Origin of the sequence: Prosthecobacter fluviatilis (genome assembly GCF_042655725.1) — a bacterium.
GTDB classification, from domain to species: Bacteria; Verrucomicrobiota; Verrucomicrobiia; order Verrucomicrobiales; family Verrucomicrobiaceae; genus Prosthecobacter; species Prosthecobacter fluviatilis.
The window spans coordinates 275,672-300,792 of sequence record NZ_JBHSMQ010000002.1; the positions used below are offsets into that span (position 1 = coordinate 275,672).

Here is a 25,121-nt window from a genome sequence, read left to right on the forward strand (position 1 = left end):
ATGGTGAGGCGTTCTCTGTTTGTTGTTCGTAGATCCTACCTGAATATGAAATCGCTTCTTCTTTCCCTCCTCATGACTTCCATTGCTGTGGCTGCCGATACCAACGTCCAAGATATTAGGGTCAAGGACATCGATGGCAAGGACACGACGCTGAAGACTTATGCGGGGAAGGTGCTCCTGGTGGTCAATGTGGCTTCTGAGTGTGGCTACACGCCGCAGTATGCGGGGCTGGAGGCGCTCTATGAAAAGATGAAGGACAAGGGGCTGGTGGTGCTGGGCTTTCCCTGCAATGATTTCGGTGGACAGGAGCCCGGCGTGGAATCGGCCATCAAGGCGTTCTGCACAGAGAACTACAAGGTGACTTTTCCGATGTTCTCAAAAGTGGCGATCAAGGGGGATGCGAAGCACCCGCTGTATGCGGCGCTGCAGTCCGCCGTGGGCGGCGAGGTGGGCTGGAACTTTGAAAAGTTCCTCATCGGCAAGGATGGGAAGGTGCTGCAGCGGTTTACGTCAGATGTGGAGCCGGAGTCGCCTGAGCTGAAGGCGGCGATCGAGGCGGCGCTGAAATAGCTGCTTACTTTTTGGCCATCCAATCCGCGAGCTGGCGGCGCTGGACGGGGAGCTTGCGGTGGAAGCTGTCCTCGATGGCGGCGGCGGCCATGCCGGAGTCGCCCTCGGGAATGATGCCGAGGTGCTCGGCGAGGCGCTGCTCGAAGCGGGTGATCAGGGCGGGTACTGGGTCCTTGGCGGAGAGGTAGTCGAGGGCTTTGACGAGGAGGTCGTGGATTTCCGGGATGGGCGAGCCTGTTTCAGCGACGAGGCTGATGAGCTTCACCAGGTAGGTGGCGGCGAGCACGCGGCCGTAGCTCTCGCGCAGGCCGAGGCGGGGATTCGTCCAGCGGGCTTCGGAGAGGGTGTGGAGATCGCTGGATTTGCTGCGGACGAAGCCGAGCTCGGCGGAGACAAAGAGATCGAGAACGCCGGAGAAGGGAGATTTGGGGCGCAGCGAGCCTTTGGCGATGGTTTTGAAGAGGCCCACGTCCGGCGAGCACCAGTGCACGATGAGGCTGCTCTCCGCATAGCGTGTGCGCCCGATGAGGATGGCCTCGGTTTTTTCCATGATGACAAAAGGCGTTGAACTCGTGTGCCCAGCCGCTATCTACGCTGCATCATGGAAAAGACCAGCAAGACCATCCTCACCGATCTCCAGGCCCTCGACACCACCGCTCTCAAGGCAAAGCTGGGGGAGCTCCGGAGGTATCTTTGACGTACCGAAATTAAAAGACGAACTGGCCATGCTGGAGGACCGCCTGGCGGCCCCTGGCTTCTGGGATGACGCGAACGCGGCGCGCAAGACGATCGACCGCACGAATGTCATCAAAAAGAAAATCGGACCGCTCCAGGAACTGGAAGCGCGGGCCGGAGATTTTGACGGGCTCATCGAGCTGGCCAAGGAGGCCGGTGACATGGAGACCTGGCGTGAGGTGGAAAGCGAGCACAAGAAGCTCACAGAGGATGTGGGCACCTTTGAGCTCAGCCAGCTTCTGAAAGGCCCCTTTGACCGTGGCAATGCCTTCATCAACATCCACTCGGGCGCCGGTGGCACGGAGGCCTGTGACTGGGCGGACATGCTGATGCGCATGTACCAGCGCTGGTGTGTGCGTCGTGGCTACAAGGTGGAGCTGATCGATCACGAAGCCGGAGACGACGTGGGGACACGCTCCGCGACGCTGGAAGTGATTGGCGAAAATGCCTTTGGATTTTTGCAGGCCGAGCGCGGGGTGCATCGTCTGGTGCGCATTTCCCCCTTCGATGCCGCCAAGAAGCGCCACACGAGCTTTGCCTCAATCGACGTGACGCCGGACTCCGAAGAGGACATCGACATCGTCGTGCGAGATGAAGACCTGCGGGTGGACACCTATCGCGCCGGCGGCAAAGGCGGCCAGAACGTGAACAAGGTGGAAACCGCCGTGCGCCTCACGCACATTCCCAGCGGCGTCATTGTGGCCTGTCAGATCGAACGCAGCCAGCCGAAGAACCGCGCCAAAGCGATGGCGATGCTGAAGGCGAAGCTGTACCAGATCGAAGAAGACAAGCGCAAGGCCGAGATCGACCGCCAGTATGGCGAGAAGAGCGACATCGGCTGGGGCAGCCAGATCCGCAGCTATGTCTTCCAGCCCTACCAGATGGTCAAAGACCTGCGTACCGGGGTGAAGACCAGCAATATCTCTGACGTGATGGACGGTGATCTGGACGCGTTCATGGAAGCCATGCTGCGCGGGCAGAAAGCCGGCGAAGGAGACAAGGACGACGACGAATAAAGCCGTTTGCGGTTGTTGGCAGTGGTTTGCAGTTGTTAAGCAATCGCAAACCATTGCAAACCATCGCTAACAACTGCAAACTCCCGCCCCATGAAGCCTGTTTTTGAGAAAGTACCGAAGCGCCAGTGGGAGTCGTTTCACTGTGAGGTGGTGCGTGCGCTGGACTACGGGACGCGGTGGCACTTTCACCCGGAGTACCAGCTGACGCTGGCGATTGAGAGCCGGGGCCACCGGGTGGTGGGGGACAACATCGGGGCGCTGACAGACGGAGACATCGTGCTGATCGGCTCCAACCTGCCGCATGTGTGGCACCAGGACACGAGCGCGAAGTCGCGGCGGGTGAATGCGATCATCGTGCGTTTTGACGAGGACTTTCTGGGGCGCGACTTCATGGCGCTGCCGGAGATGGAGCCGGTGAAGAGGCTGCTGCAGCGCGCGGCGCGCGGCCTGGAGGTGCGCGGCCCCGCGCGTGCGGTGGTGACCGAGCACATGAAGCGCCTGGCAAACAGCGAGGGGCTGGGGCGGGTGATCGAGCTGCTGGCCATTCTCAACGCGCTGGCCCAGTCCGAGGACTTGAAGGCGCTGGCGAGCTCGAACTATGAGCCCAAGCTGGAGTCTGCGGACCAGGGGCGGATGGAGAGGGTGATCGACTTCATCCACACACACCTGACCGAGGAGATCGACCGCGAGCGCCTGGCAAAGCTGGCGCACCTGAGCCTGGGGGCTTTCAGCCGCTTCTTTCACTCGCGCACGGGCAAGACGGTGCCGCAGTATGTGAACGAGGTGCGGATCGGGCGTGCTTGCGGGATGCTGGCGGAGGATGTGTCAAACATCACGGACATTGCGATGGACTGCGGGTACCGCAATCTGGCGAACTTCAACCGGCGCTTTCGCGAGGTGATGGGGACGACGCCGAGCGCCTACCGGCAAAAATTCCGCGGCATGGCGGGGAAGTGACGCCTGCGCCACTTGCGCGGCCTTTCATCCGGTGAGATAAGCAGGGCATGAGTCAGATGCTAGAACCGGATCTTTCCGTGGTGGACCTCCGCTCCTACTTTGTGCGGAAGCGCAACGCGCTGCTGGTGCGTGGGCGGTTCAGTCCGCTCTACCTGGACTACTACCTGCACCTGATGCAGTACGGGATGCAGAATGCGGAGCCGCTGGACCTGATGCTGAAGGAGGCGCTGGCGGCGCTGGCGCTGCACCTATGCTCGCGCCCGCAGGATGAGAGCTGCGCCTGGACGATCCATGTGAAGGAGCCTCAGCGCGCGAATGTCTTTGTGACCGGCAGCACGCGCCCGGGGCGGGTGGCGGGCCGGGTTTTCACGGAAGATGTGCGCCAGGAGGGGGAGGCGATGTTCATCGCGCAGACGACGCGGCCGGACCAGCCGCCGCGGCAGAGCATGATCGAGTTTCACGGCAGCGACATGCTGAAGGCAGTGGAGGCGTTTTACACGACCAGCGAGCAGAGGCTCACGCGCTTTTTCCGGCTGGAGGACGAGGAGTTTGTGCAGATTTCAGCCGAGCCGGACTGCGATGAGGCGTGGCTTTCCGAACTCACGCTGGAGCAGGTGCTGGCGCTGGAAACGAACGAGCATCTGACCCTGCTGGAAACGCGCGGCTATGTGTTTGAGTGCGGCTGCTCGGTGGAGCGGCTCATGCCCATCATCATGCGCCTGCCGCAGGATGATCTGGACCACATTTTTGCCGACGGCGTGGCGCAGATCACCTGCCCGCGCTGCGGCGCGGTGTTTCGCACGCCGAAGGAGAGCTTTGAGCAGTGGCGGTCCCAGCAGTCGTAGGGCAAGCGTGCTGTTGCATTTTGAAGCCGCCAACGAGACGGTGGCGCCCCACGCATGAAACTTGCCCTCATCCGCCGCCAGTACTCCGCCACCGGAGGTGCGGAGCTGTATGTGCAGCGGCTGCTGGGGGCGCTGGCCGCCGCAGGCCATGAGACGCACCTGTTTGCGGAAAAGTGGCAGGGGCAGGCGGACGGCGTGCAGTTTCACAGCGTCGCTGTGGAGGGAGCACGCGCGGAGCGGCCGCTGCGTTTTGCGGAGGCGGTGAATGCCGCGCTGCAGCACGGGAGATTTGACTGCGTGTTCAGCCTGGAGCGGACGCTGAAGCAGGATGTCTACCGCGCAGGAGACGGCCTGCACCGTGTGTGGCTGCAGAGGCGGAGGCAGTTTGCACCCTGGTGGAAGCGCCCGCTGGTGGGACGTGGCGCGTTTCACCGCAACATGCTGGCGCTGGAGGCGCAGACGTTTGACCCGGCCAACACGAGGCACATCATTGTGAATTCTGAAATGGTGCGCGGAGAGATAGCGCAGCATTTCCCGGCCTTTCCGCAGGAGCGCGTGCACACGATCCGCAACGGGGTCAATGTGCAGCGGTTCAGAAGCGTGCCGAGATCGGTGGCGCGCACACGCTTTGGGCTTGGGGAGGATGATTTTGTGCTGGTGTTTGTCGGCTCCGGCTGGGAGCGCAAGGGGCTGCCCTGGCTGCTGAAGTTCATGGCCGCGCACAGCGGGGATCCGCGTCTGAAACTGCTCGTCGTCACGCGGGACCGCATGCGTGGAAAGATCCCGCCGAATGTGATCCTCACCGGGCCGCTGAGCGATGTGGAAGCCGCCTATGCCGCAGCGGATGTGCTCACGTTTCTGCCTATCTACGAACCCTGCTCCAATGTGGTGAGCGAGGCGCTGGCCAGCGGAATTCCGGTGGTCACGACGAGTTTCAACGGGGCCAGCGAGCTGATCGAGCCCGGCATCAACGGGCATGTGCTCAGTGATCCCGCTGACATGGCCGCGCTCGGCACGTGCATCCGCCACTGGCGGGAGAGAGGCAGCGCCGCGCCCGTGAAGACGCGGCTGCCACTGGACCTGGAGCAGAATGTGGGGCTTACTTTGCAGGTGCTGGAGCAGACTGTGAAAGCAGCCTGAGCAGGGCCGGCTGCCTTGAGCGTTCCAGGCTGCTGCTGGCCGCAGCATTGAACTGGGAGAGCGCGCGCCTGGCGGCTTCGAGGTCTCCAAGACGGATGTGCATTTCGACGCAGGCCAGCACGCAGCGGTTTGCGTAATAAGAGGAAGGGTTTTTGGCGCGGCTCCACTGCTCCCCGGCCAGCGCATAAAACTGTGCGGCGTGTTGGTGCATGCCGTGTCCGCGCATGAGGTGGGCATAGTCTTCGAGCTGCCCCGCTGCGAAACACGGGGAGACCTTCAGCACCGAGTCTGCGTTTTTGATGAGCTCCTCCTGGGAGAACACCTGGTGCTGAATGAGCTGCTGCCAGATGTTGCTGTTGAAGAATCTGATGCGCCACGTGGTGCGTGTGACGAGCTCCAGCCGCTGCTGGAATGACAGGCGGTTTTTTCCTGTGCCGGACATGGCCGCCATCAGCTCCATGAGGCCTGTGACGTTGCTGAGGGAGAATGTGCTGTCCGCAGTGCCGGCTGGAAGGGGCTCCTTTTTGAGCGTCGAATGCCATGCGCTGATGGCGGACTTCAGCACCGCGTGAGACAAATAGTCGTATTCGCCGGTGTTTGCAGGAGCACCTGCAAGGCTGGCGAACTGGAGCACCTTTTCCGGATCGCGTGCCAAGCCTGCCTGCCACAGCGGCGCGAGGCACTGAAGCAAGGTGCTGCGGTAGCTGCCGAGCGGGTAATCATTGGAGCGGCCATGGCGCTTGATGAAGCCGGGATCTGTGCGCAGGCGCTCGAGATGGGTGTCAGCCGCCTTCATGTCGCCCTTGGCAGTCTTGAGTGCGGCGTGCACGGCCAGAAAATCCCGCCAGCAATTTTCACTGAAGGAGTCATCACCCAGGGAGCTGGAGGTGAAGACTTTGCCGAGAGCCTCGAACTGCGGGAGCAGGAGCAATGCGGATTCAGGCTGTTCCCTGCCCAGGAGGACAAGGGTCTGAGCACGCTGCACCGGCTGCTGAGGCAGAGGCAAAGAGGCCACTTTTTTGGCAAAGGCCGCGAGGCGTTCAGTGCGTGACGGGATGCGGGAATCCGGATAGAGGATGTGGGTGGCGGTGTCGTCTGCGGTGAGTGCGACGATCTCCGCCAGCAGACCGTCTTCCAGGTTCCCGGCCTGGAGTTCACGGATGGTGGCATCCGTGGGAGGGAGCCACCAGCGCCTCTTCATGCCGGAGGTGAGCGAGATCTGCACCGACCGCAGCTTCAAGCTGCCGACACGCTGCCACTGATTGTTTTCAAGCAGCAGGCCGGTGGACTCGACGACATCGTTTTTGCCATAGAGGTTCAGGATCGGGTTCAGGGCGGAGGTATTCTCTGCCCCCGCCGCCAGGCGAAAAATGGCGGAATTCAAAACGGAATCACGATAGCGAGTGCGGTTGCTGTTCATGATGGCCTCGAGCTGGTCCCAGCGTTCAAGCGCGAGTCCGCTGATTTGCTGCCAGGTCTCAGTGTGGGGAAGCACGGCGGCGGAGTTGAGCAGGAAGCCGAGCTCAAAACGGGTGATGGGCACATTCTCATGCCAGGCGGTGGCGGCGGCGAGGCCCCACGACTGCCGCTCTTCTTGGTCCAGAAGGCCCGGATGAGTGGCGGTGAGCCAGGCGGCCAGGGCGAGGCGGACGTGAGGCCTGACCTGCTCATCTTTCAGCAGCGCTCTCACCTGAGTGGTGGCTGCTGAGAAAGTCTTCACTGCGGCTGGTGATGAGGAAAGCGGCTTGTAGGGCCCGTCCGGCCAGCCGGGCATGAGTTCAGTGCTCTCGAGGAGATCGAGTGCGAGACGGCATTCATGGCGGATGGTTTGGAGGGCGGGTTCTTCTTTTTCAGCCGCCCAATCCGCCACTGCGCGGCGCTCCGTCCTGCCCATCTGGCTGAGGGCGCTGTGCAGCACGGGAAGCCACAGGCCGCGGGTACCTGTGCTGGCATGCGGCGCCACCTGCTGCATAAAGTCTGCCCATACAGCCCGGGGGGCTGCCCATCCGCCACGCTGCTCCCAAATCTGGAACAACAGGCCGGCGCCAGCGACTGCGTTTTGAGTGTAGAGAGTGTCAGCCATGATGCGAACCTCCGGGAGGCTGGACGCAGCCAGCATCTGGCAGGCGAGCAAAACCGGGGTGTCATCTGCATTGATGCGGAGCTGGCTTTGGAGGAAGTAGCTGACTGCGCCGCCCACACGGAAATAAGGCGCCTTGCCGAAGCTGCTGGAGGTGTCTTCGGGCTCCAGGCTGCGTGACAGGGCGCTGATGAGTTTCAATGCGTCTTCCTTTCTGGAGGCCGCCATCAGCCGCACCAGTTCATTCCGAACCACCATGGTGTAGCCGCGGAATGGCGTGGCTGCATTGCGCTGGCCTGCCAGAAGGGCATTGAGATAGCTGCGTTCCTCGGCGGAGCGAAGCTGCAGCAACGGGGCGAAGTGCCGCAGGCCGTCTCCCGCCTGCTCCGTTGTGGCCAGTTCAGGAAACTGCTTTTCAAAGACGTCCAGCACGGCGCCTGCGGTCTCCAGGTTCAGCTTGGTGAAATGCGCGGCACAAAGCTCCAGGCGCCGGTTTCTCTCAGGGGAGTCTTTGGCCGTGAGACAGGCGGCGATTAAATAGTGACCGAATTTTGCCCCCTTTTGGCTGATGAGAAATTGCGCTGTTTTTTCAAGCTGATCCGGACTCAAAGAAGACAGGTGGTTCAGTGTCAGTGCGAGAACGCTGCGCATCCTGAACCCGGGCAGTGGAAACGCGTCGTAGGTGGCGGCATTCGCAAGCAGACCCATCTCTTCGAGTGAAGGGACAAGCTTTTCTGCGCTGGCTACAATCTCTTTGGGCAACGCAACGGAGATCAGCTGGTGCTCATTTAAAGGCATATTGCCTCTGCTGGTGGCCCAAACACCATTTTGACCTCCGAGGTTTTGCGCTCCGAATTGCAGCGCCTTGGGTGCAAGCCGGGGAGAACTGCACAATTTAAGCACGAATTCGTTAAGCGGTGGCATGCGATAGGGGGTGGGACTCTGACTGAATTCGGTGCGATATAGGCTGCCGATGAGCTGCAGCGACTGTGCGACCCTGTTAGCGTCCGTCTTGCCCATCTGCTGCAGCTGGTCTGCGAAGTATCCCAAATAACCAAGCCCTCCAGTGCTGTAGTATTGCATCCCGCCAGGCATGCGGAGATCGTAGCGAGACTGCACAGCTGGGGGGAGAGACTTAATGTAGATCGCTTCGAGTTCCCGCCAAGTTTTGATCTTGAGCAGGTCGTCGATGAAGGTCTGCAATCTGTCCTGCTGCTCTTTGACGAGCGGGGCGAATTCCTCCTGAAGCGCGGGCACGTTTGCCGCAAACGCCTCCGCCCATTTCCGCCGCTGAAAGTAGCCGGCGAGAAGCTTTTTCTGCTCGGTGGAACAGGTCGCGATTTCATCGGCGTGAGCCTGGGCGAAGGCGGCGATTTCGTCCTGCGCATTGTACCGTTTGCTGCAGAGAAGGGTGATCAAATCCGCTCCGAAAGTGCGGGGCTGACGTTTGGCGAGCTCCTCCACAAGGCCGGGCTGGGAACTGCCGCCGGTGAACTCACTGCTCATGAACTCCAGCAGGGTCACCTGCTGCGAGTTTTTGGGAAGAGGCCGGGGATTGAACGTGGCGGCAGGGTCAAGCATGCCCGTGGCTTCCAGCAGAGCGATGACGCGCCGGGGGCTGCCGCGGTGCTTGTAGAGATTGCCTGCGTTGCGAAGGGTGGTTTCAAGCCATGAAGGATCTGTGGCTGCTCCGCTTTGCTCCGCACGCTCCATGACTGCACCAAAGAGCTCCGGGATGGCGGCGGCGTTTTGCAGCCACTGGGCGACTTGGGTCTGATGAGGCTGGCGTTGTCTGCTGCCACGATTGTACAGTGCATCCTGCTGCGCCACCAGCTTGCTGATCTGATCAAGAAGGGCGACGGCCCTTGGCGTTTCAGACTGAGCCAGGCGGTCAAGCAGGCTGACTCCTGTTTTGATGACTCCGTAGATGTCGTTTGCGGAATTTCCCAGGCGGGTCATCTGCATCCAGCTTGAGACAGCATTTTCAAACTCAGCCTTATCCGCGATCACCAGCGGCTGAAGGGCCTGTTTGAGCGCGCTGTCCTGATCCGTTTTCTGATCCAGGTCCGGCATGCGGGCCCTGAGCATGGCCAGGAGACTGGCCGCTGATTCGGGCTGCAGGCTGGCAAAATCTGCCTGACGCTTTTTGATGAAAGCCAGAATGGGGGAGGGGTCCGGGCGATTGCTGTAGTAAAAGCTGCGGGCGTTCGGGTTGTCTGCAGTCGAGCGTTGCAAAAACGCCAGCAGCAGTTCGGTGCCAAAGGTGGCGGGTTGTTTCTTCAGTATGTCCGGGACCAAGGTGCTCAGGCCCGTGTCATTTTCGATGCGGTTGACAAGGCAGGCCAGCAGGGTGGGCGTCTCATCATTTCCGCCTGCCGGATCCATGTATCCCGAGGCCTCGGCCACCCAGGGCGTGCCAGAAAACACAAGCCCGACATTTTTTGGCTGATGCAGCAACTGCTCCATCTGGCTGCGGAGATTGGAGGTCCAGCCAGGCACATGTGAGATGCCCTCCTCCTTTGCAATGGCGGACGTGACATGCAGGAGCTGAGGCACCTCAGCGAGAGAGGTCAGCAAACGATACACCAAGTTTTCGCTGCCATTCCGCACCACCGCCACTTTCTGCTCCGGACTGTCGTGCAGGAGTTTGACGGCATGCCGGACTGCGGCTGCAGCCTTGCCGGCATCCACGGAGGCAAAGTCGCGGAGCAGCGCCGGGAACTGCTGTGTAAACTGCTGCTCCTGCTGCCTGAGATCGCTCCAAGATTTCGCGGCCAGCACCTGGTCGATCTTACGTGTCAGTTCCTGGCTTTCGATTTTGAGAAGCGGGGCCAGGACGCGGGTGAGCTCCTCACCCATGAGCTCGGGATGGGGATAGCCGCTCAATTCGCGGCGCAGGAGGGTGGCGAGCTCGGCCTGGCCAGTTTGGGGCATGGCGGCGATGTCTTTGGGATGACGCAGGAGAACGATGCGCAAAGCCGCGCTGCAGTAGGCGTCGCTGTCATCACCGACAAACTGAGAACTGCTGAATTGCGCGACTTCAAGCGGTGCGGGCCTGCCATCCAGCAGCATGGGAGTGCGGCTGTTTTTCACCAGCAAAGCCTGGGCGAGCTCGTTGCCCAGCGTGGGTTTGCGCTGGCCCAGCCGGGCGAGGGCCTGGTTGACCTTCTCATCATTCCAGCGGTCTCGGTAATGATGCGCCAGAGAGCCAAACCAGGTCGAGTGGTTTTCCCCGTCGTTAAGAGCATAAGTCCGGAAAGATGCCGGCTCTCCCAGAAAGCCGAGGGTGTCGGCCGTCTGCAAGAAGTCATCAATGGTCTGGAATCGGTCGCTCGTGTACCTTCTGGCGATCTGGGCCAGCCAGTTGTCCGAGCTGATGAGATTATCTTCCAGGGCCAGATCGAGCAAAGGGAGAGCGCGCGGGTCCTCCAGCAGGTTCTGCAGCCACTGGATGTAATTCTGAACGGACTGCAGGGCCGGGGAGAATGAAGAGTAAAATCTTCTGCTGTTGCTCTGCTGCTGTTTTTGGTATTCGCGCCAGGCGGTGATGTTTTGAGTGCGGAGCTCCGGAGTGCCGCCAATCCACCGGTCACGAAGGCTGCGTATGAAGCTGCGCAACGCCTCCGGGTTTCTCTCGCCGAGGGCAAAGGCGTAGGAATTGAGCGGCTGCGGCACGCTGTAGGCCTGCGGTGAGGTCTGGGAGAGGAAGAGCTCATTCAGCGGCTCCTTGATCTGCCGTTTCTGCCACAGCCGCACGATCTCCTCCAGCGGCCCGCCCTGCTGCTGGCTGCGGTGGGCATAAATGCCTTTGCCTGCTGGGTTGAGCCAGGCTGATGCCGCAGAGACGAAATGGGCATCATCCGCCATGATCAGGGCGGCATACGCGCGGCAGTACTCCTCGGTGTTCTTTCCCTCAGCTTTGAGGATGGCGGGAAAGATGACCTCATCAAGCAGTCGCTGATCTCCGCGCAGGGCGGCGCTGTAGGTGGCGAAGACGGCCGGCACAGGCATGGCGATCTGTCTTTGGGTGGCAAACATTCCGCCATAGGGGGAGACGGGGTCCGTGCCGCCATAGCCCTGGGAGTAGTTCCACTGTGACATGAGCCGCCGCCTTACCTTGGGCATGGTGCGCAGGCTGAGCAGTTCGAGCGCCATTTTTTCTGTGTCGGCGAGACTTCCGCTTTCGGCCATGGCAAGACCGCCGAGCGGAGCAAAGCCCATGAGGGCAAGTTCGGGGACTCCAGTCATCGCTTTGCAGAGCTGGTCGTGGGCCGCCCTGCGCTCATCCCGTGCCTTCTGGCTCTCCGGGCTGAGCTTGATGGAGCCGTCTTCATTAAGGCTCCACCTGCGGTCATTCTGGGGGCTGCCGCCACCGGGAGGCTGCCACAGCGCCGGGAAGGCCACATTCTCGCTGGAAACGCCGTTCTGAAGGTTGCTCAAAGCCTGGCTAAAGTTCTGGGTGATGCCGGCGGACAGGGGACGTTTGGCTGGCAGGGAGCGCAGCCAGACAGAGAGCAGCCCGGAGAGCGCGGCGGGCCTGGGGGTGGAGATCGAGCTGCTTTCGTTGAACTCGTGGATGAGCGCGGGCAGGTGCGCAGCCTGGGTGACTTCCGGCATCTGCTGCCAATGCTGGAGCGCGGTCTGGAAATCCCCTTCCAGCGCAAACAGTGTGGCCAGCCGCGCATGTGAAGCAAAGGCGCGTGGATTGGCGGCGACCACTGCGCGGTGCGCCTCAATGGCGGGCTTGGTTTCGAGGCCGGTGTGCTCGAGCAGCACGGCATATTCCTGCCGGGGCTTCCAGCCTGCGCTGGCGGCCGTCTCCATGGTCTTCATCACCTGGTCCGTCAGTTTGTACTGACCGAAGCGATTGATGACATCGTGAATCTGATGATGGGCGCTGGAGCTGTTCTGCGGGCTCAGGCAGCCCTGGATGGCCAGACGCAGCTGTCTCACGAGCTCCTTCACGGCGGCCGCCTCGTCTCCTGTTCTCACCATTTCGTCGAGGGACACCTGCTTTTTCTGCTGCCGCTGGCGGTAGGAATAGCTGCGCGAGTAGGGGTTGGCGACCACCGGTGTGTTTTGCGGGCGCGAGGCAGGCTGGCTGCCCTGCGCCGCCTGAGCCAGATTTTCCGCCTCCTCCTCCATGCCCAGTGCATTGAGTGCCTCCGCAAGCATGTACCTTTCATTTTGATTGCTGGCAGTCTGGGTGAGGTGCTCGATCACGGGCTTGATCGTGGCCATGAGTTCTCCGGTCCCGTTGTTGCCGGGCTTCTGGAGCATGCGCTGTGCATGGTGGAGAATGGCAAACTCGAGCTGCAAGATCTGGGCTGAGTCGGTGGCCAGCGCCCTGGCCTGCTGGAAATAGGCCAGCGCCTTTTCAGAGCGGTTCATCTGCTGTGAGAGCCAGCCTGCGAGCAGCAGGTCGTCCAGACTGGGGTTTGCCGTGAGACGGGGGGCCATTTCATCCAGCAGCGCCTGCTGCTGGCCCGTCATGAGACGGAGGGTGAGTTTCAGCTTCGGGTTCTGAGCCTTTTCAACGAAGGGAGTCAGGCCGGCATGAAACTCCTTGATCCATTTTTGCTGGGCCTCGTTGACCGGGGCCTGGTCATAATCCTGCTGCGCACCGGAGCTGGCGATCAGATTCAAAACTACCGTGGGCAGCGAGACCGAGATGGCCGGCATCGGCAGAGCAGCGGGCCGAAAATTACGATAGTACCCCTGCGGGGTTCTGCCGCTGATCGAGAGGCTGCCAGCAGCCTGGGCCTTGTTCTGCGGCTTTTCAGGCTGGTCCAGCTGCTGCTGGATGATTTCCACCATGCCTGCCCAGTCACGCACCGCGCCAAGGGAGTACACGACGTCGGCGACATAGTATGACGGCTGGCTGTCAGCAGAGCTTACCCAGCGTTTCAAAAGGGTGGTGATAGCGCGGATATCCTCCGGCGAGATTTTGGCCGTGTCGGCGTTTTGGGGTTCCTGGGGAAACAGATCCGACTGGCTCCGCAGCAGGCTGGACAGCGAGCGGATCATGTCAGGTGTCACCTTGGACATGGCTGCGTGGAGGTCGAGAATGCGCCGCACCCAGACTGGGGACTGAGCGCCTGCGGCATGCCAGGCCATGGTGGCGGTGCGCATGGCCAGTGATGGGTAGTTGGACTGAAAGAGCTTGTACGCGCGCTCGTAAACCGGCAGGAATTCCTCCGGTGAGTCATTGCGGGCCTGCATGAGCCAAGCGGCATGCAGGGCGACATTCTGCGGCTGTTCAGCCAGCATTTCCGAAGTGATGACAAGCTGCGGCGAGCTCTCCGCCGCTGCGAGCAGCAGGGGGGCATCGCTGACGCCGGCCTGCCTGAGGCTGCGCAGGGTGGGCTCGCGCTCAGCCACATCCCACAGGGACACTATCTGCAGCACATGGGCCAGAGCCAGAACGGGAGACTCGGTGACGCCGGGAGCCTGCTGGACGTAGCCGTTTGAGGGCAGCCCGTTGGAAAAGTTTGAGCCAAAAGTATTGTAGCTGCCGAAGCTGGCGCGCCCTCCCTGCTTCTGACGGTGCACATAGGCCGCCTGCACCATGGCCGGAAGAACCAGCCAGTCCTCCGTGCCCGGAGGCAGGGAAAGCGTGGAATACTGCGCGCGCAGCCCGATGCTGCGCCCTGCCGTGGTCACACCGGGCAGCTCTTCGTGCATGCCCATGATTTCGATGAACGCGCGCACAGCCTCCTTTTCACGCCCGGCCTCCTCCAGTGCCACGGCATTGAGATAGTGCAGCCGGTAGTCTTGCGGGTGCTTTGCCAGCAAAGGGTCGAGGAATGTAATGACGCGGTCCCATTCGCCTTTCTCCGCAATGGTGTCCGCCATCTGCTCGATGGAGCGCGCATCCATCTGGCTGCCGCCGGCGATCTCAAAGAGCATGCGGTAGCCGAGGTCGGGATCGCCGCTTTCGATTTGCAGGCGTGCGATGCTTTCACGGGCCTTGGTGGTTTTGTCGAGCTTGGCGGCGCTTTCGAGGGTGCGCAGAGCCTCGGCCGTGAGTCCGATCTCCTCTTCGCTGCGCGCGATGTCGAGGAGCAGCGCCAGATCCTGCGGCCGCAGGCGTGAGGCCTCATAGAGGCAGCGGCGGCGCTCCTCGTCATTGTTGACGGCACGGTAAATCTCCGCCAGCGCCAGCCAGGGCTGGGCGCTGGCGCGGTTTTGCTTCTGCCGCTGCTGGAAGTTTTCAATAAGACGCGGGACATTGTTGTGCTGCTGGGCTGCGAGCGTCAGCGGGCTGATCAGGCGCAGGCGTGCTGCGGCATCTGCGGTTTTTTCATACAGCGCCAGATAGGTGCGCTCCGCTTCGTCCGGCTGATTGTTTTCAAGGCAGAGGGTGGCATAGCTGGACGCCATCTCGATGGAGTCAGGAAACTTCCGCATGGCATCGCGCAGGAGGCCCAGGGCGTCCTTGGTCCGGTTCAGCCCTAGCAGCAGGCGGGATTCATCCAGCCATGGCTGCACGGCGCTGGGGGAGAGCTTTTTCCATTCGGCGACCCATGTGAGGGCCTGCTCCGGCTTTTCCGCGCGGCGGTAAAAGTCCACCATGCGCTGCACTCGGGCCGTGGTGCGTGCTCCGGGAAGTGCGATCACCTGCTGCAAGGTCTGCGCCGCCTTCTCCCACTCCTGCCGGGTCTGCAGCAGGGTGGCCAGCTGGCTCAGCGCGGTCAGTTGGTCCTCTGCGGGAGCGGAGGTCAGGGCCTTTTCTGCCTCTGCGTGTTTGCCTGCGTTTTCGAGCAGAGCCGCCAGCAGGCAGCGGTTTTGGATGGTGGCTGCAGCCTGGACCTGGAGCTCCTGCAGAACGGGTGGCGTGAGTTTGCCTGACTCGTCGCTGCGCAGCACGAGGAGGAGGTCCTTCACGGCCGTTTCGATGCTCTCGGCATCCTGAGCGAGGCCCAGGCGCGTGCGCGCCCAGGGCAGCGCACGCTCGATTTCCTTGTTGGCAATGCCCAGCTGCACCAGCAGGGCATAAAGGCGTGGCTCACGGGCAAAGTCCTGCTGGCGTGGCGCGAGGAGATCCAGCGCCGTGCGGGACTCCTGCCGCGCCTGCAGCGCCTGCACGATGCGCAGCAGATCTTCCAGCGTGGCGGATTTGGCCAGCCGCGTCCAGATGGCGAGCGCGGCATCACGCTGGCCTGCGCGGTGCAGGTAGTGCGCCTGCGCCTCCTGCGCGGAAAGGCTCTCCGGGAAGCGCTCCACGAGCTGCGCATACGCCTGCGCCGCAGGGCTGCCGGGCTTCACGGGCGGCTCCTCCCAGTTTTCCAGCAGGCGCGCGGCGCGCAGATAGTCCGCTTCTGCGGCTCCCGGCAGCTTGAGAAAGCGCTCCAGCGTGGCCCGCGCGGCGGCATCATCTTTCGCGCGATGCTGCAGGCCTGCCAGCCGCACGAGCATTTCTTTGTCCGCGGCATTCTGCTGCGCCAGAGTCTTCGCCTGCTCGATCGCTTCATGGGTCAAATCGAGCGATTCGAGAAGATCGAGAAATCCTTCCTGAAGATCGCGCCTGCCAGGATTCGACTGCAGCAGCGCGCGTGCCTCCTTCAGTGAGGCGTCTTTCTGCCCGGTCTCACCGAGCAGCAGCGTGTGCTGCCACGCCAGAGCCACGCGCTGCGGGTGCTCTTTCACGAGGCCTGCCATGAATTTTTCGAAGCCCTCCAGGTCGTCGCTCATGCGAAACACACGGCTGATGCGGCCCAGCACATCCCCTTCGATCCAGGAGTCGGAGCCGGTTGACGCCAGGGTCTCCCTGAGGGTTTTCAGGGCGTCATCCCGCCTCTCCGCCAGCAGCAGCACATCCGTGAGGCGGAGCTGGCGCAGCGTCCGCGCCACTGGATCGCGGGAGCGTTTGATCAGAGCCTGCGCTGTTTCCAGCGCCGCTTCATACTGGCCTTCATCCGTCAGCAGGTCGATGAGCTCTTCGGAGAGGTCTTCATCCTCGGCATGGGCTGCAGCCAGTTCCTTCCAGGTGCGCAGAGCCTCTTCATTTTTGCCGAGGCGCAGCAGCGCACGGCCGCGCAGCTTGCTGATCTCCATGGCTGCGGCGGCATCCGGATGCGCCTTGGCGCCTTCATCGAGCGAATGCAGGGCTGAGGCAAAATCTAGCGCTCGCGCCTCCAGCCGGGAGCGTTCAATCCAGGCCGAGGTGTTGGCAGGATCCAGCTTGAGCGCCGTTTCATACGCCTTCAGCGCGGATGGGTCATCGCCACGGTGGGAGTGAAAGACGGCCAGCAGCAGATGATCTGCCGCAGTGGCAGATGGCGCTTTGGCCCGGGCGTCTAAAAAAGCCCCGAGGTCCGCGGTCGTGCCCTCCTCCAGCCACGCGGCATGGAAGCGCTCAAAAAGGGTGCCCGGCTGCGGGCGCTTGAGCAGGATGTCCAGATAGCGCCGGGCCGGTGCCGGAACTTCGGGTGGCGCTGTTTGCGCGAGGGCGCTGGCGCCGAGCAAAAAGAGGCAGAGGGCGGTGCGTGAATGCATGGCAGTTTTTTAGCGGGAAGGAGCAAGTGTTTGCAAGCTCTGAGGTCGAATTCGTAATCTTATCGCTCATCCTGAGGTGGGGGGAGCTTGTCCAGCCCCAGGCGCCGCAGCAGTTCAGAAATGAGCTTTTGCTGTGCCGGGGGGAGGGCGGCGATCTCCGCCTCATGCTTCACGGCAAAGGCCGCAGTTTCTTGGTCTCTGGGCCCAGGAATAAGCAGGAGCCGCAGAAGGTCGGCTCCGAAGCTGTCCGGACGGACCTTGGCGAGAAGCGGCGGCAGATCCGGCCACTGAAGCATGGCGGGCAGCCAGTTTTCCAGCAGCGTGGGCCGCTCTTTCTCCATGGGCATGGGCTGGGGATTGAAGGTGGCTGCCGGGTCCAGCATGTGCGCGGCCTCCAACAGTGACACAAAACGCTGCGGGCTGCCCTGCAGGTGCTGCAAGTCCATCAGGTGTGTCAGCGCACCCTGCATCCAGACGGGATTGCCGGTGGCACCACATTCGTTGGCGCGCTGCATGATCTCCTCAAAGAGCTCAGGCGTGGCCGCCGCACGCTGCAGCCATTGGGCGATGCGCGTCTGGTGCGCAGGGGCCAGCCGGCCCTTGCTGCGGGCGATGATCTCCTCCGTGGCCATCAGCTTGCTCACGTGATCTAGCAATTCGACAGCCCGCGCTTTGTCCATGGGGGCGAGGCGGTCGAGGAAGCGCAGGCCGCGCTGGGTGGCCTCATACTCGCCAAAGCCTGCCTGCTGCAGGCTGGTCAGCTGGAGGAACTGCTGCAGGTCCGACTCAAACTGACGCGCATCTGCATCGATGAGAGGCTGGAGCGAGGCTTTGAGCCGGGGATCGGCCGCACTGCGAGAGCGCAGGTCGGGAATGCGCGCCTGAAACAAGGCAAGGACGGCGGTGGAAGTCTCGGGCGTGAGCCGGGTGAAGTCGTCGCGATGCTGGCGGATGAAGGTGATGATCCTGGAATCATCCGGGCGGTGGGGCTCGTTGTAGAAGCTTCGCCGGGCCTTTGCATCCTTGGGGTCACGGTGCAGCAACGCCAGCAGCAGCTGGGTGCCAAAAGTGGAGGGCTGCCCGGCAAGCCATTGGCGGATTCTTGCACAAGTTTCCTGCTCCTGCTCCAGGCTGTCGATGATGCGAGCCAGCATCGTGGGTTCATAGGCATCATCCACCCGCATGTCCCGAAAGTCCGGGGCGGCGGCGGTGAACGGCGTATTCTGAAACACCCAGCGGGCGCTGTTCGGCTTCTTGAGAGCCTCTTCAAAACGGAAGCATTCGTTGCCGCACCAGCTCAGCGACTGATGCAGCCCATGCTTCTCCGCCAGTGCGAGTGATGTGCCAAGAAGCTGAGGCACATGGGCGAGTGACATGATGTAGCGGCTCGCCGGTGTGTCTGGCAGTCCCTCGCCCATGGTGGAACGCTGTTCCTTGCAGCCGCCCAGCAGTTTCAGCCCATGCTCTGCCACGGCCCTGGCGCGCCCCGGGTCGTCTGCTGCGACAGTCTGCAGAAAGCCGGTCAGATCTTCCGGGGAGCTGCCTGCCGGATTGAATTCCTCCCAGGTCTTGCATGCCAGCCTGGCGTCGGCCTGGTGGCGCAGCTCCTCGGATTTGGCCTTCAGGATGGGGGCCACGGCGTGCTTGAAAGCCGCATCTGCGATGTCGAGATGCGGGAAGTCCGGCAGCTGGACCTTGAGAAAGGCTTCCAGATTCAGACGCTCATCCGTCGGCATGGCGGCGATCTCTGCGGCATGGCGGACCAGCAGGAGGCGGAAGGCAGCGTGGCAAAGGCCTTTTTCGCTGCCGGGATCTGCCGCCTGAAGCTTTACCGGTTTGCCATCCAGCCACAAAGTTGTGATGCCTGCGCGCACCAGCATGGCCTGAAGCCAGTGAGTGGTCAGGCTGGGTGGATGGTCTTTGCCGAGGCGCTCGATGATGGCGTTGATGACGCTGTCCTTCTGTATGTCGCGGCATTGCCAGGCCAGCTTGACCATCAGGTCCTTCTGCTGCTGCCTGGCGCTGGCAAAGGGGTGGGACTTTGCCGCAGGATCAAGAAAACCCAGGGCACGTGTGAGGCGGATGAACTCTTCAGGCGTCTGCACACGGGCGCTCAATCCAGCGGCATCCATTTGCGACAGCCAGAAGCTGGGCTCGGTGGAGTCTTCTTCCAGGGCGGTTGCCACGATGGACAGAGAGCCCTCGCTTTCGTTAATGAAGTGCTGCAGCCAGTCGCGGTACTTCAGGGCGGCGCGTTCCAGCGGTGTGTAGTCAGGCTGGCTGCCATTTTTTTCGGTCTCCCGGATTTTTTCAAAGGCCTTCTGTCGGAGGGCTGCCTCCGGGCTGACCCAAACGGATCGCAAACGGCGGATAAAGCGTGGCAAAGCCTCGGGCTCACGGCTGGTGAGCACTTGGACATAAAAGTCCAGCACAGACGCTTCCGGCCTTGCAGCAAATGGATCCGCCGGCTCGGGGGAGGGCAGGGTGAAATCGCGATGTTCGATGATGAAGTCATCCAGTGGAGTGGTGAACTTGCGAGCCCGCCAGAGGCGCACGATTTCACCGGCCATGCAGCCAAGGGTGGAACGCCCCGTGCTGTGCGAAAAGGGGCGGAGCCATTCCGCCGCAGCTTTTGGGAAGTCCTGATCGCCAGCCATCAGCAGGCCGGCATAGCCACGGCAGAAGTCGAGCATGGGCTGGCCTTCGGTCTTGAGGATGATGGGAAAAAGGGTGCCTTCGAGCATCTGCACATCTCCGCGCGCTGCCGCGCTCCATGTGGCAAAGACAGCCGGAGAAGGCATGGCGATGCGGTTGCGGGTCTGAAAGCAGTTTTCGCTGATGATGGCGGAGGCTGAGCCGTTTCGGCGTCGTCGGCTTGGATCAGAGCGGCCCCGGCGGTCTGCCGGCCTGGAAAGAATCTGCAGGGCCAGCTTTTCAGTTTCCTCGATATTGCGCCCCTCGTGCATGGCCAGGCCCGCCAGCGGGGCAAAGCCTGCTTCCGCCAGCTCTGGCAGCGCAATCATCGCGTGGCACAGGGCATCATGGGCGATGCGGCGTTCATTGCGTGCCCGACGGGCATCTTCGCCGAGCTGTGGCTGGCCGGGGGCATCCGCTCTCAATCCCTGCTGGGAAGGCGCCGGGTGCCAGTCATTGTCGGCTATTTCCCACCAGGAGGGGAAGCTGCTGCCGCCCCGCTGGACTCTGTCGAGAACCTCCCCGATCAGGGCGATGCATCTGGCTGGCAGCCGGTCGGTAGGAGGGCGGTTCTTGATCCACTGCGTGACAAGCCGAGCTGCGGCGAGGCTGCGAGCGTTATCCTGGTCGCTGCCGGAGATCTGCCGTGTGAGCGGCAAAAGCAAAGGGTGCTGCTGGGTGGCGGGAAGCAGGAGCCAGTGCTTCAGGGCCGTGCCGGCATCTGAGGCGGCATGCAGCATGACGAGCCGCTGGCGGGCTGCATGGGCGTGCGGATTGGCCTCCAGAACGGTGATGTATCCCGCGACTGCATGCTCAAACAGCGCCTCGGAGGAAAGGGTCTGGTCTCCATCATTGTTTTGAAAGGGGCGGCCATGCGCGTGCTGCATGTCGAGCAAGGCGGCATGCTCCAGGCGCGGCTTCCAGCCATTGGCGGCAGCGTTCTTGATGCCGAGGAGCAGGGTCTGGCGGAGCTGCTGAACTTCGAGCTTCAGCAGCAGCTGGGTCAGCTTTTCGGCTGTCTCCGCCGACTGACGGGCGGGGTCGAGCCATTCCGCCGTCAGCGCTCGCACCACGCGCCGTGCCTCATTGAGCGCGCCGGAGATGTTGTTTTGTGAGAGGTGGCGGTCGAGCGCTTCACGCCCGTCCACCGTTCCACGCTGGAGCAGGGCCTGGGAGTAGGGATTGAGTATGGCGGTTGTGGACTGGGAGGCTGCCACAGCGTGCAGCGCGGGGAGTGAGCTCCGCAGTTTTTCCGCCTCGGCGTCCATGCCATATTCTTCCATGACGCCGGCGAGGCTTTCCTTTGTCTCCCGGGTGCTGGCATGCTGCAGCGCCAGACGCATCATTTCCTGCACGGCAGCCACGGCCGTCTCTTCTTTGCCAGTCCCGCCAAGCTGCTTCGCATGGTAAAGAACTGCGTTGGCGGCCTGCTGGCGTGCGTCAGGGGTGATGGCGGTTTTATACGCCTTCAGGAAGTGGCCGAGCGCGGCCTCATGCTGCTGCATCTCCTGGCAGATCCAGCCGGCGGTGAAGAAATCTTCCGCAGTGGCTTCAGGGCTGCTGAGGCGGGGTTGCAGCTCCGTCAGCAGTGTCTCCCCTTTTCCGCACAGCATGCTGAGAATGAACTTGAGGCGGGGCTCGGAGATGGCGGCCAGCCGTGTCTTCATGGCCTCAACGAATTCCGCAACCACAGTGTTTCCGCCCTCGCGGCGGTCGGCCTGCTGCCGGGTGAACTCGAGTGCGTTCATCAGCATGCCTGTGACGAAAGGCGGCAGGTGACAGCTGGTGGCCTCAAGACCCAGTGGGCTGACTTCGAATGAACTGGATCGACGGACCGACTGACGAGGCGGTGCATTGGGCAAACCGGGCTCTTCGGCGAGCTGGATCATGCGCTGGAGACATTGGATGACGTCATCCCAGGCCTTCAGCTCAAAGAAGCCATCCAGCAGTGACTCCATGCGATCCAGGTGGCGGTTGTCCATGCCCTGCATCCAGCGCCGCAGCGTGGCGGCGATGGTCTGGGACTGGGCTGGGCTGATGAGCACGAGCGGGGCCTGTTTGGACTCATGGGCATCTCTGCTCTGGCTGGTCAGCAGATTTTGCAGCACGAGGTGTTCGTTGCTCTGCGGCTGAGGCACTGCGGCGCACAGATCAATGACAAGCTGAAGCCATGTGGCGGCGTCTGCCGGCGTTTCAGCGGTGTCATAGGCGGTATCGGCAGCGCAGAGCGCCAGGTAGCCGTGCCTGCCCTTGAACATGTCAAAGCAGCGCTGGCAGGCGGCCAGCTTGTCAGCCGGGTCGTCTTCGCTGGCGGGATCCAGCAGCCAGGCTGCGTGCAGCGCTGCATCCTGAGGATGGGCGGAGAGTATTTCCAAGCACACATGAAAATCCGAGGACTCGCGGGCAAGCTCGAGCAGCAGCTCGGCGTGGGCCACACCTTCCCGCTTTAGCTGCTTTGTCAGCCGCGGCTGGGCATCCTCCTGCCAGACGCTGCTGATCTGGAGGAGATGGACGAGGGCAAAGGTCGGGGACTCCGTGACGTCTGCGGGCAGCGCTATGAGTGAGAACGTGCCATGGCCGCTGCCGGGCGGCAGCAGGGCTGCGTGCCTTCGTTCCTCGCGGTAGGAGTAGGCTGTGCGCGCGATGTTCGGCAGCGCAAGCCAGTCGGCCGTACCTGAGGGCAGATCTTGAGGCAGCGCGTGGAGCTGAAGCTGCTGCGGCTGGGCCTGCCGCGATGAGGGCAGTTCTTCATGCATGGCCAGCACTCGCAGGAATGCCTGCACGGCCTCAGGCTCATGGCCGGCTTCTTCCAAGGCCACGGCTTGGAGGTAGTGCAGCCGGTAGTCGTCCGGGTGCTTTTCGAGCAGCGGGGCCAGAAAGGAGCTGACGTGCTCCCAGTCGCCCTTCATGCCAATGACAAGCGCCATCTGCTCCACGGCGCGCGCATCCATCTTGCTGTCCGCCAGATCAAACAGCATGCGGTAGCCGATGTCGGGATCTCCGTCTTCAATCTGCAGCCGGGCGATGTGTTCTCTCGTCTGCGTGGTTTTGTCGAGCTTTGCGGCTGCTTCGAGCGTGCGCAGGGCTTCGGGAGTGAGTCCCTCCTCTTCTTCGCTCCGGGCTATCTCCAGCAGCAGCGTGAGATCATGCGGGCGCAGGCGGGAGGCTTCATAGAGGCAGCGGCGGCGTTCTTCGTCATTGTCAGTGGCACGGTGGATTTCCGCCAGCGCGAGCCAGGGATAGGCGGAGACGCGGTTCTGCTTCTGCCGCTGAACGAAGTTTTGCAGCAGCTTCGGCAGTCCGTCATGACTTTGGGCGGCCTTTGCCAGGGGGGCAAGCATGCGCAGGCGTGAAGCCGGGTCCGTGGTCTTCTCATACATGGCCAGGTAGATCCTTTCGGCCTCCTCGGCCTGCCCCGCATTGAGGCAGGCGGTCGCACACGCTGCGGCGACATCCGCAGCATCGGGAAATTTGCGCAAGGCCAGGCGCAGAGCTTTCAGGGCCGCTTCCGGATGCAACAGATCTTCATGCACCCGCGCCTCCGTGATCCAGGGAGCGACCGCCCCAGGTGAAACCGTTTTCCATTCGGCGATGTAGGTCAGCGCCTGCTCCGGCTGGAGGGCGCGGCGGGAGAGCTCGACCATGCGCTGAAGATTGCCGCTGCTGCGCCCGCCGGGCAGTTCAAGAACGCGCCGCAGAGTCTCCGCCGCTTTGGCCCAGTCCTGATGAGACTGGAAGACATGGGAGAGCTGGCTGAGCGCGATCAGAGCATCCTGGGCAGGGGCGGCATTCAGCAACGCCTGCGCCTCGGAGGTTTTGCCAGAATGATCAAGCAGTGCGGCGAGCAGGCAGCGATCCTGCAAAGTCAGTGCGGACATCGCTTTCAGTTCATCGATCAGTGGCTGGGCCGGGCTCATTTCCTGGCTGCGGACGATGGCGATGATGTCTCTCAAGGAGCTGTCGATGCCATCGGCGTCCTGCATCAGCCGCAGGTGTGCACATGCGCATGGCAGCGCGCGGCCAAACTCCTTGTTGGCCATGAGCAGGTGCACCATCAGCGCCAGAAAGCGCGGCTGTGCGGAGAAGTCCTTTTCACGCTCCAGCAGGACATCCAAAGCGGGGCGCGACTCGAGCCGTGCCTGCAATGCCTGGGCGATGCGGAGCAGGTCTTCGAGCACGGCGCTTCCGGCCATGCGCCGCCAGATGGCGATGGCCTCTTCGCGGTGGCCGGTGCGGTGCAGGTAGTGCGCATGCGCCTCCTGGGCGCTGAGACTTTGCGGGAAGGTGGCGACGAGCCTGAGGTAGGCCTTCGCCGCCGGGGAGTCCGCCTTCGCGGGCGGTTCCTCCCAGCTTTCCAGCAGGCGGGCGATGCGAAGGTGGGCGGACTCATCGGCAGCTGCGCTGGAGAGAAAGGACTCCAGCGTCAGGCGTGCCGCAGAATCATCGCCCGCACGATGCTGCAGGGTGGCAAGACGAACGAGCAGCTCCTTGTCTCCGGGGTTTTGGGCAACGACGAGCCGTGCCTGCTCAACGGCCTCGCCGGGGAGACCGAGCGAGTCCAGCAGATCGAGAAAGCCATCGCGCAGATCACGGCGGCCAGGGTTGGACTGCAGCAGAGAGCGGGCGCTTTTCAGCGCGGCATCATTCTGGCCTGTGGCCGCGAGCAGCAGCGTGTGCTGCCAGGCCAGAGTGACGCGCTGCGGGTGCGCTTTTGACATGGCGGCCAGATGCTTCTGCAGACCGCTGACATCATCGCCCATGCGGAAAAGGCGGTCGATCCGCGCGAGGATGTCTCCCTCGATCCATGAGTCTGCCCCCGTGGCGGCGAAGGCGGAATCAAGCATGGCCAGGGCTTCGTCTCGCCGTTCTGTCAGCAGCAAAACATCGGCGAGACGAAGCTGACGCATGATCTTGGCTGCCGGATCCCGGCTGCGCTGCACCAGGGCGCGTGCGGATTCCAGAGCCGCCTCAAACTGGCCTTCATCGACAAACAGATCGATGATCTCCTCCTGCAAATCCTCGTCATCCGAATGGACGGAGGCCAGAGCTTTCCAGACGGCCAGCGCCTCGTCACTTTTCCCGAGGCGCAGCAGCGCACGGCCGCGCAGCTTGCCGATCTCCGCCTTCTGCTGGTCCTGTGGTTTTGCCCCTTCCGCCTGGTCGAGCGACTGCAATGCGGCGGCGAAATCAAGCATGCGTGCCTCGATGCGTGAGCATTCGATCCAGGCACCGGCATTTTGAGGGCTGAGCCTGAGGGCTGTCTGGTAGCAGAGCAAAGCCTCCGGGTCATTGCCGCGATGAGCATGAAAAATGGCGAGGATGAGGTGAGCTGTGGCAGGGGCGCCTGTCGCGGCAGCCTGCGCCTCAAGGAAGCGCTGCATTTCCGCCACCGTGCCCTCCTCCAGCCATGCGGCATAGAAGCGCTCAAAGAGAGTCCCCGGCTGCGGGCGCTTGGAGAGAATGTCCAGGTAACGCTGTGCCGGGGCCGGCACTGCCGGAGGCTTGTCCTGTGCCGGGAGAGGAGCGCAAAGCAGCAGCAGGCAGAATGCGGCACGGAAAATCATCCATGGCTTTTAGCGGATCGGC

Annotated in this window: 8 protein-coding genes; 5 read left to right on the top strand and 3 right to left on the bottom strand. The window is 62.5% G+C overall.

All coding sequences use genetic code 11. The annotated features are described in order from the left end of the window. Positions 1–45 precede the first annotated feature (45 nt). Positions 46–570 carry a glutathione peroxidase gene (locus ACFQDI_RS06335; protein WP_377164584.1) on the top strand — a complete coding sequence of 175 codons (525 nt, stop codon included), beginning with the start codon at positions 46–48 and terminating at the stop codon, positions 568–570. Positions 571–574: 4 nt separating this feature from the next. On the opposite strand, the gene recO is transcribed toward ACFQDI_RS06335, so the two are convergent. Beyond that, positions 575–1,120 carry a DNA repair protein RecO gene (gene recO / locus ACFQDI_RS06340; RefSeq protein WP_377164586.1) on the bottom strand — a complete coding sequence of 182 codons (546 nt, stop codon included), beginning with the start codon at positions 1,118–1,120 and terminating at the stop codon, positions 575–577. Between the two features lie 51 nt (positions 1,121–1,171). Between recO and prfB the strand changes: the two genes are divergently transcribed. From prfB to ACFQDI_RS06360, 4 genes are all read left to right on the top strand, one after another. Further along, positions 1,172–2,321 (top strand): peptide chain release factor 2 gene (prfB, locus tag ACFQDI_RS06345; protein ID WP_377164588.1). Its coding sequence is split into 2 segments (ribosomal slippage): positions 1,172–1,258 and positions 1,260–2,321, totalling 1,149 coding nucleotides; the frame shifts between segments, so codons are not numbered across the junction. Between the two features lie 90 nt (positions 2,322–2,411). Continuing rightward, positions 2,412–3,278 (top strand): helix-turn-helix domain-containing protein, encoded by an 867-nt coding sequence (locus ACFQDI_RS06350; protein ID WP_377164590.1) that lies wholly within the window; start codon positions 2,412–2,414, stop codon positions 3,276–3,278. A 47-nt stretch (positions 3,279–3,325) separates the two neighbouring features. After that, positions 3,326–4,123 (top strand): Hsp33 family molecular chaperone HslO, encoded by a 798-nt coding sequence (locus tag ACFQDI_RS06355; protein ID WP_377164592.1) that lies wholly within the window; start codon positions 3,326–3,328, stop codon positions 4,121–4,123. A gap of 54 nt (positions 4,124–4,177) precedes the next feature. Beyond that, positions 4,178–5,263: a glycosyltransferase family 4 protein gene (locus ACFQDI_RS06360; protein ID WP_377164594.1), complete on the top strand. Its 1,086-nt coding sequence runs from the start codon at positions 4,178–4,180 to the stop codon at positions 5,261–5,263. Here the strand turns inward: ACFQDI_RS06360 and ACFQDI_RS06365 are convergent. Together ACFQDI_RS06365 and ACFQDI_RS06370 are read right to left on the bottom strand one after the other, a co-directional pair. Then, positions 5,223–16,841 carry a tetratricopeptide repeat protein gene (locus tag ACFQDI_RS06365; protein WP_377164596.1) on the bottom strand — a complete coding sequence of 3,873 codons (11,619 nt, stop codon included), beginning with the start codon at positions 16,839–16,841 and terminating at the stop codon, positions 5,223–5,225. The two genes, ACFQDI_RS06360 and ACFQDI_RS06365, sit on opposite strands and share 41 nt — an antisense overlap. 59 nt (positions 16,842–16,900) lie before the next feature. Beyond that, complete coding sequence (locus tag ACFQDI_RS06370; RefSeq protein ID WP_377164598.1) at positions 16,901–25,099, bottom strand: tetratricopeptide repeat protein; 8,199 nt, start codon at positions 25,097–25,099, stop codon at positions 16,901–16,903. Positions 25,100–25,121 lie beyond the last annotated feature (22 nt).

What these genes read in the sequence shown, in the direction of transcription:
- ACFQDI_RS06355 (WP_377164592.1), top strand. Translation starts at nt 3,326, where the DNA reads ATGAGTCAGATGCTAGAACCGGATCTTTCCGTGGTGGACCTCCGCTCC.
- ACFQDI_RS06365 (WP_377164596.1), bottom strand. Translation starts at nt 16,841, where the DNA reads ATGCATTCACGCACCGCCCTCTGCCTCTTTTTGCTCGGCGCCAGCGCC.
- ACFQDI_RS06350 (WP_377164590.1), top strand. Translation starts at nt 2,412, where the DNA reads ATGAAGCCTGTTTTTGAGAAAGTACCGAAGCGCCAGTGGGAGTCGTTT.
- ACFQDI_RS06335 (WP_377164584.1), top strand. Translation starts at nt 46, where the DNA reads ATGAAATCGCTTCTTCTTTCCCTCCTCATGACTTCCATTGCTGTGGCT.
- ACFQDI_RS06370 (WP_377164598.1), bottom strand. Translation starts at nt 25,099, where the DNA reads ATGATTTTCCGTGCCGCATTCTGCCTGCTGCTGCTTTGCGCTCCTCTC.
- ACFQDI_RS06360 (WP_377164594.1), top strand. Translation starts at nt 4,178, where the DNA reads ATGAAACTTGCCCTCATCCGCCGCCAGTACTCCGCCACCGGAGGTGCG.
- recO (WP_377164586.1), bottom strand. Translation starts at nt 1,120, where the DNA reads ATGGAAAAAACCGAGGCCATCCTCATCGGGCGCACACGCTATGCGGAG.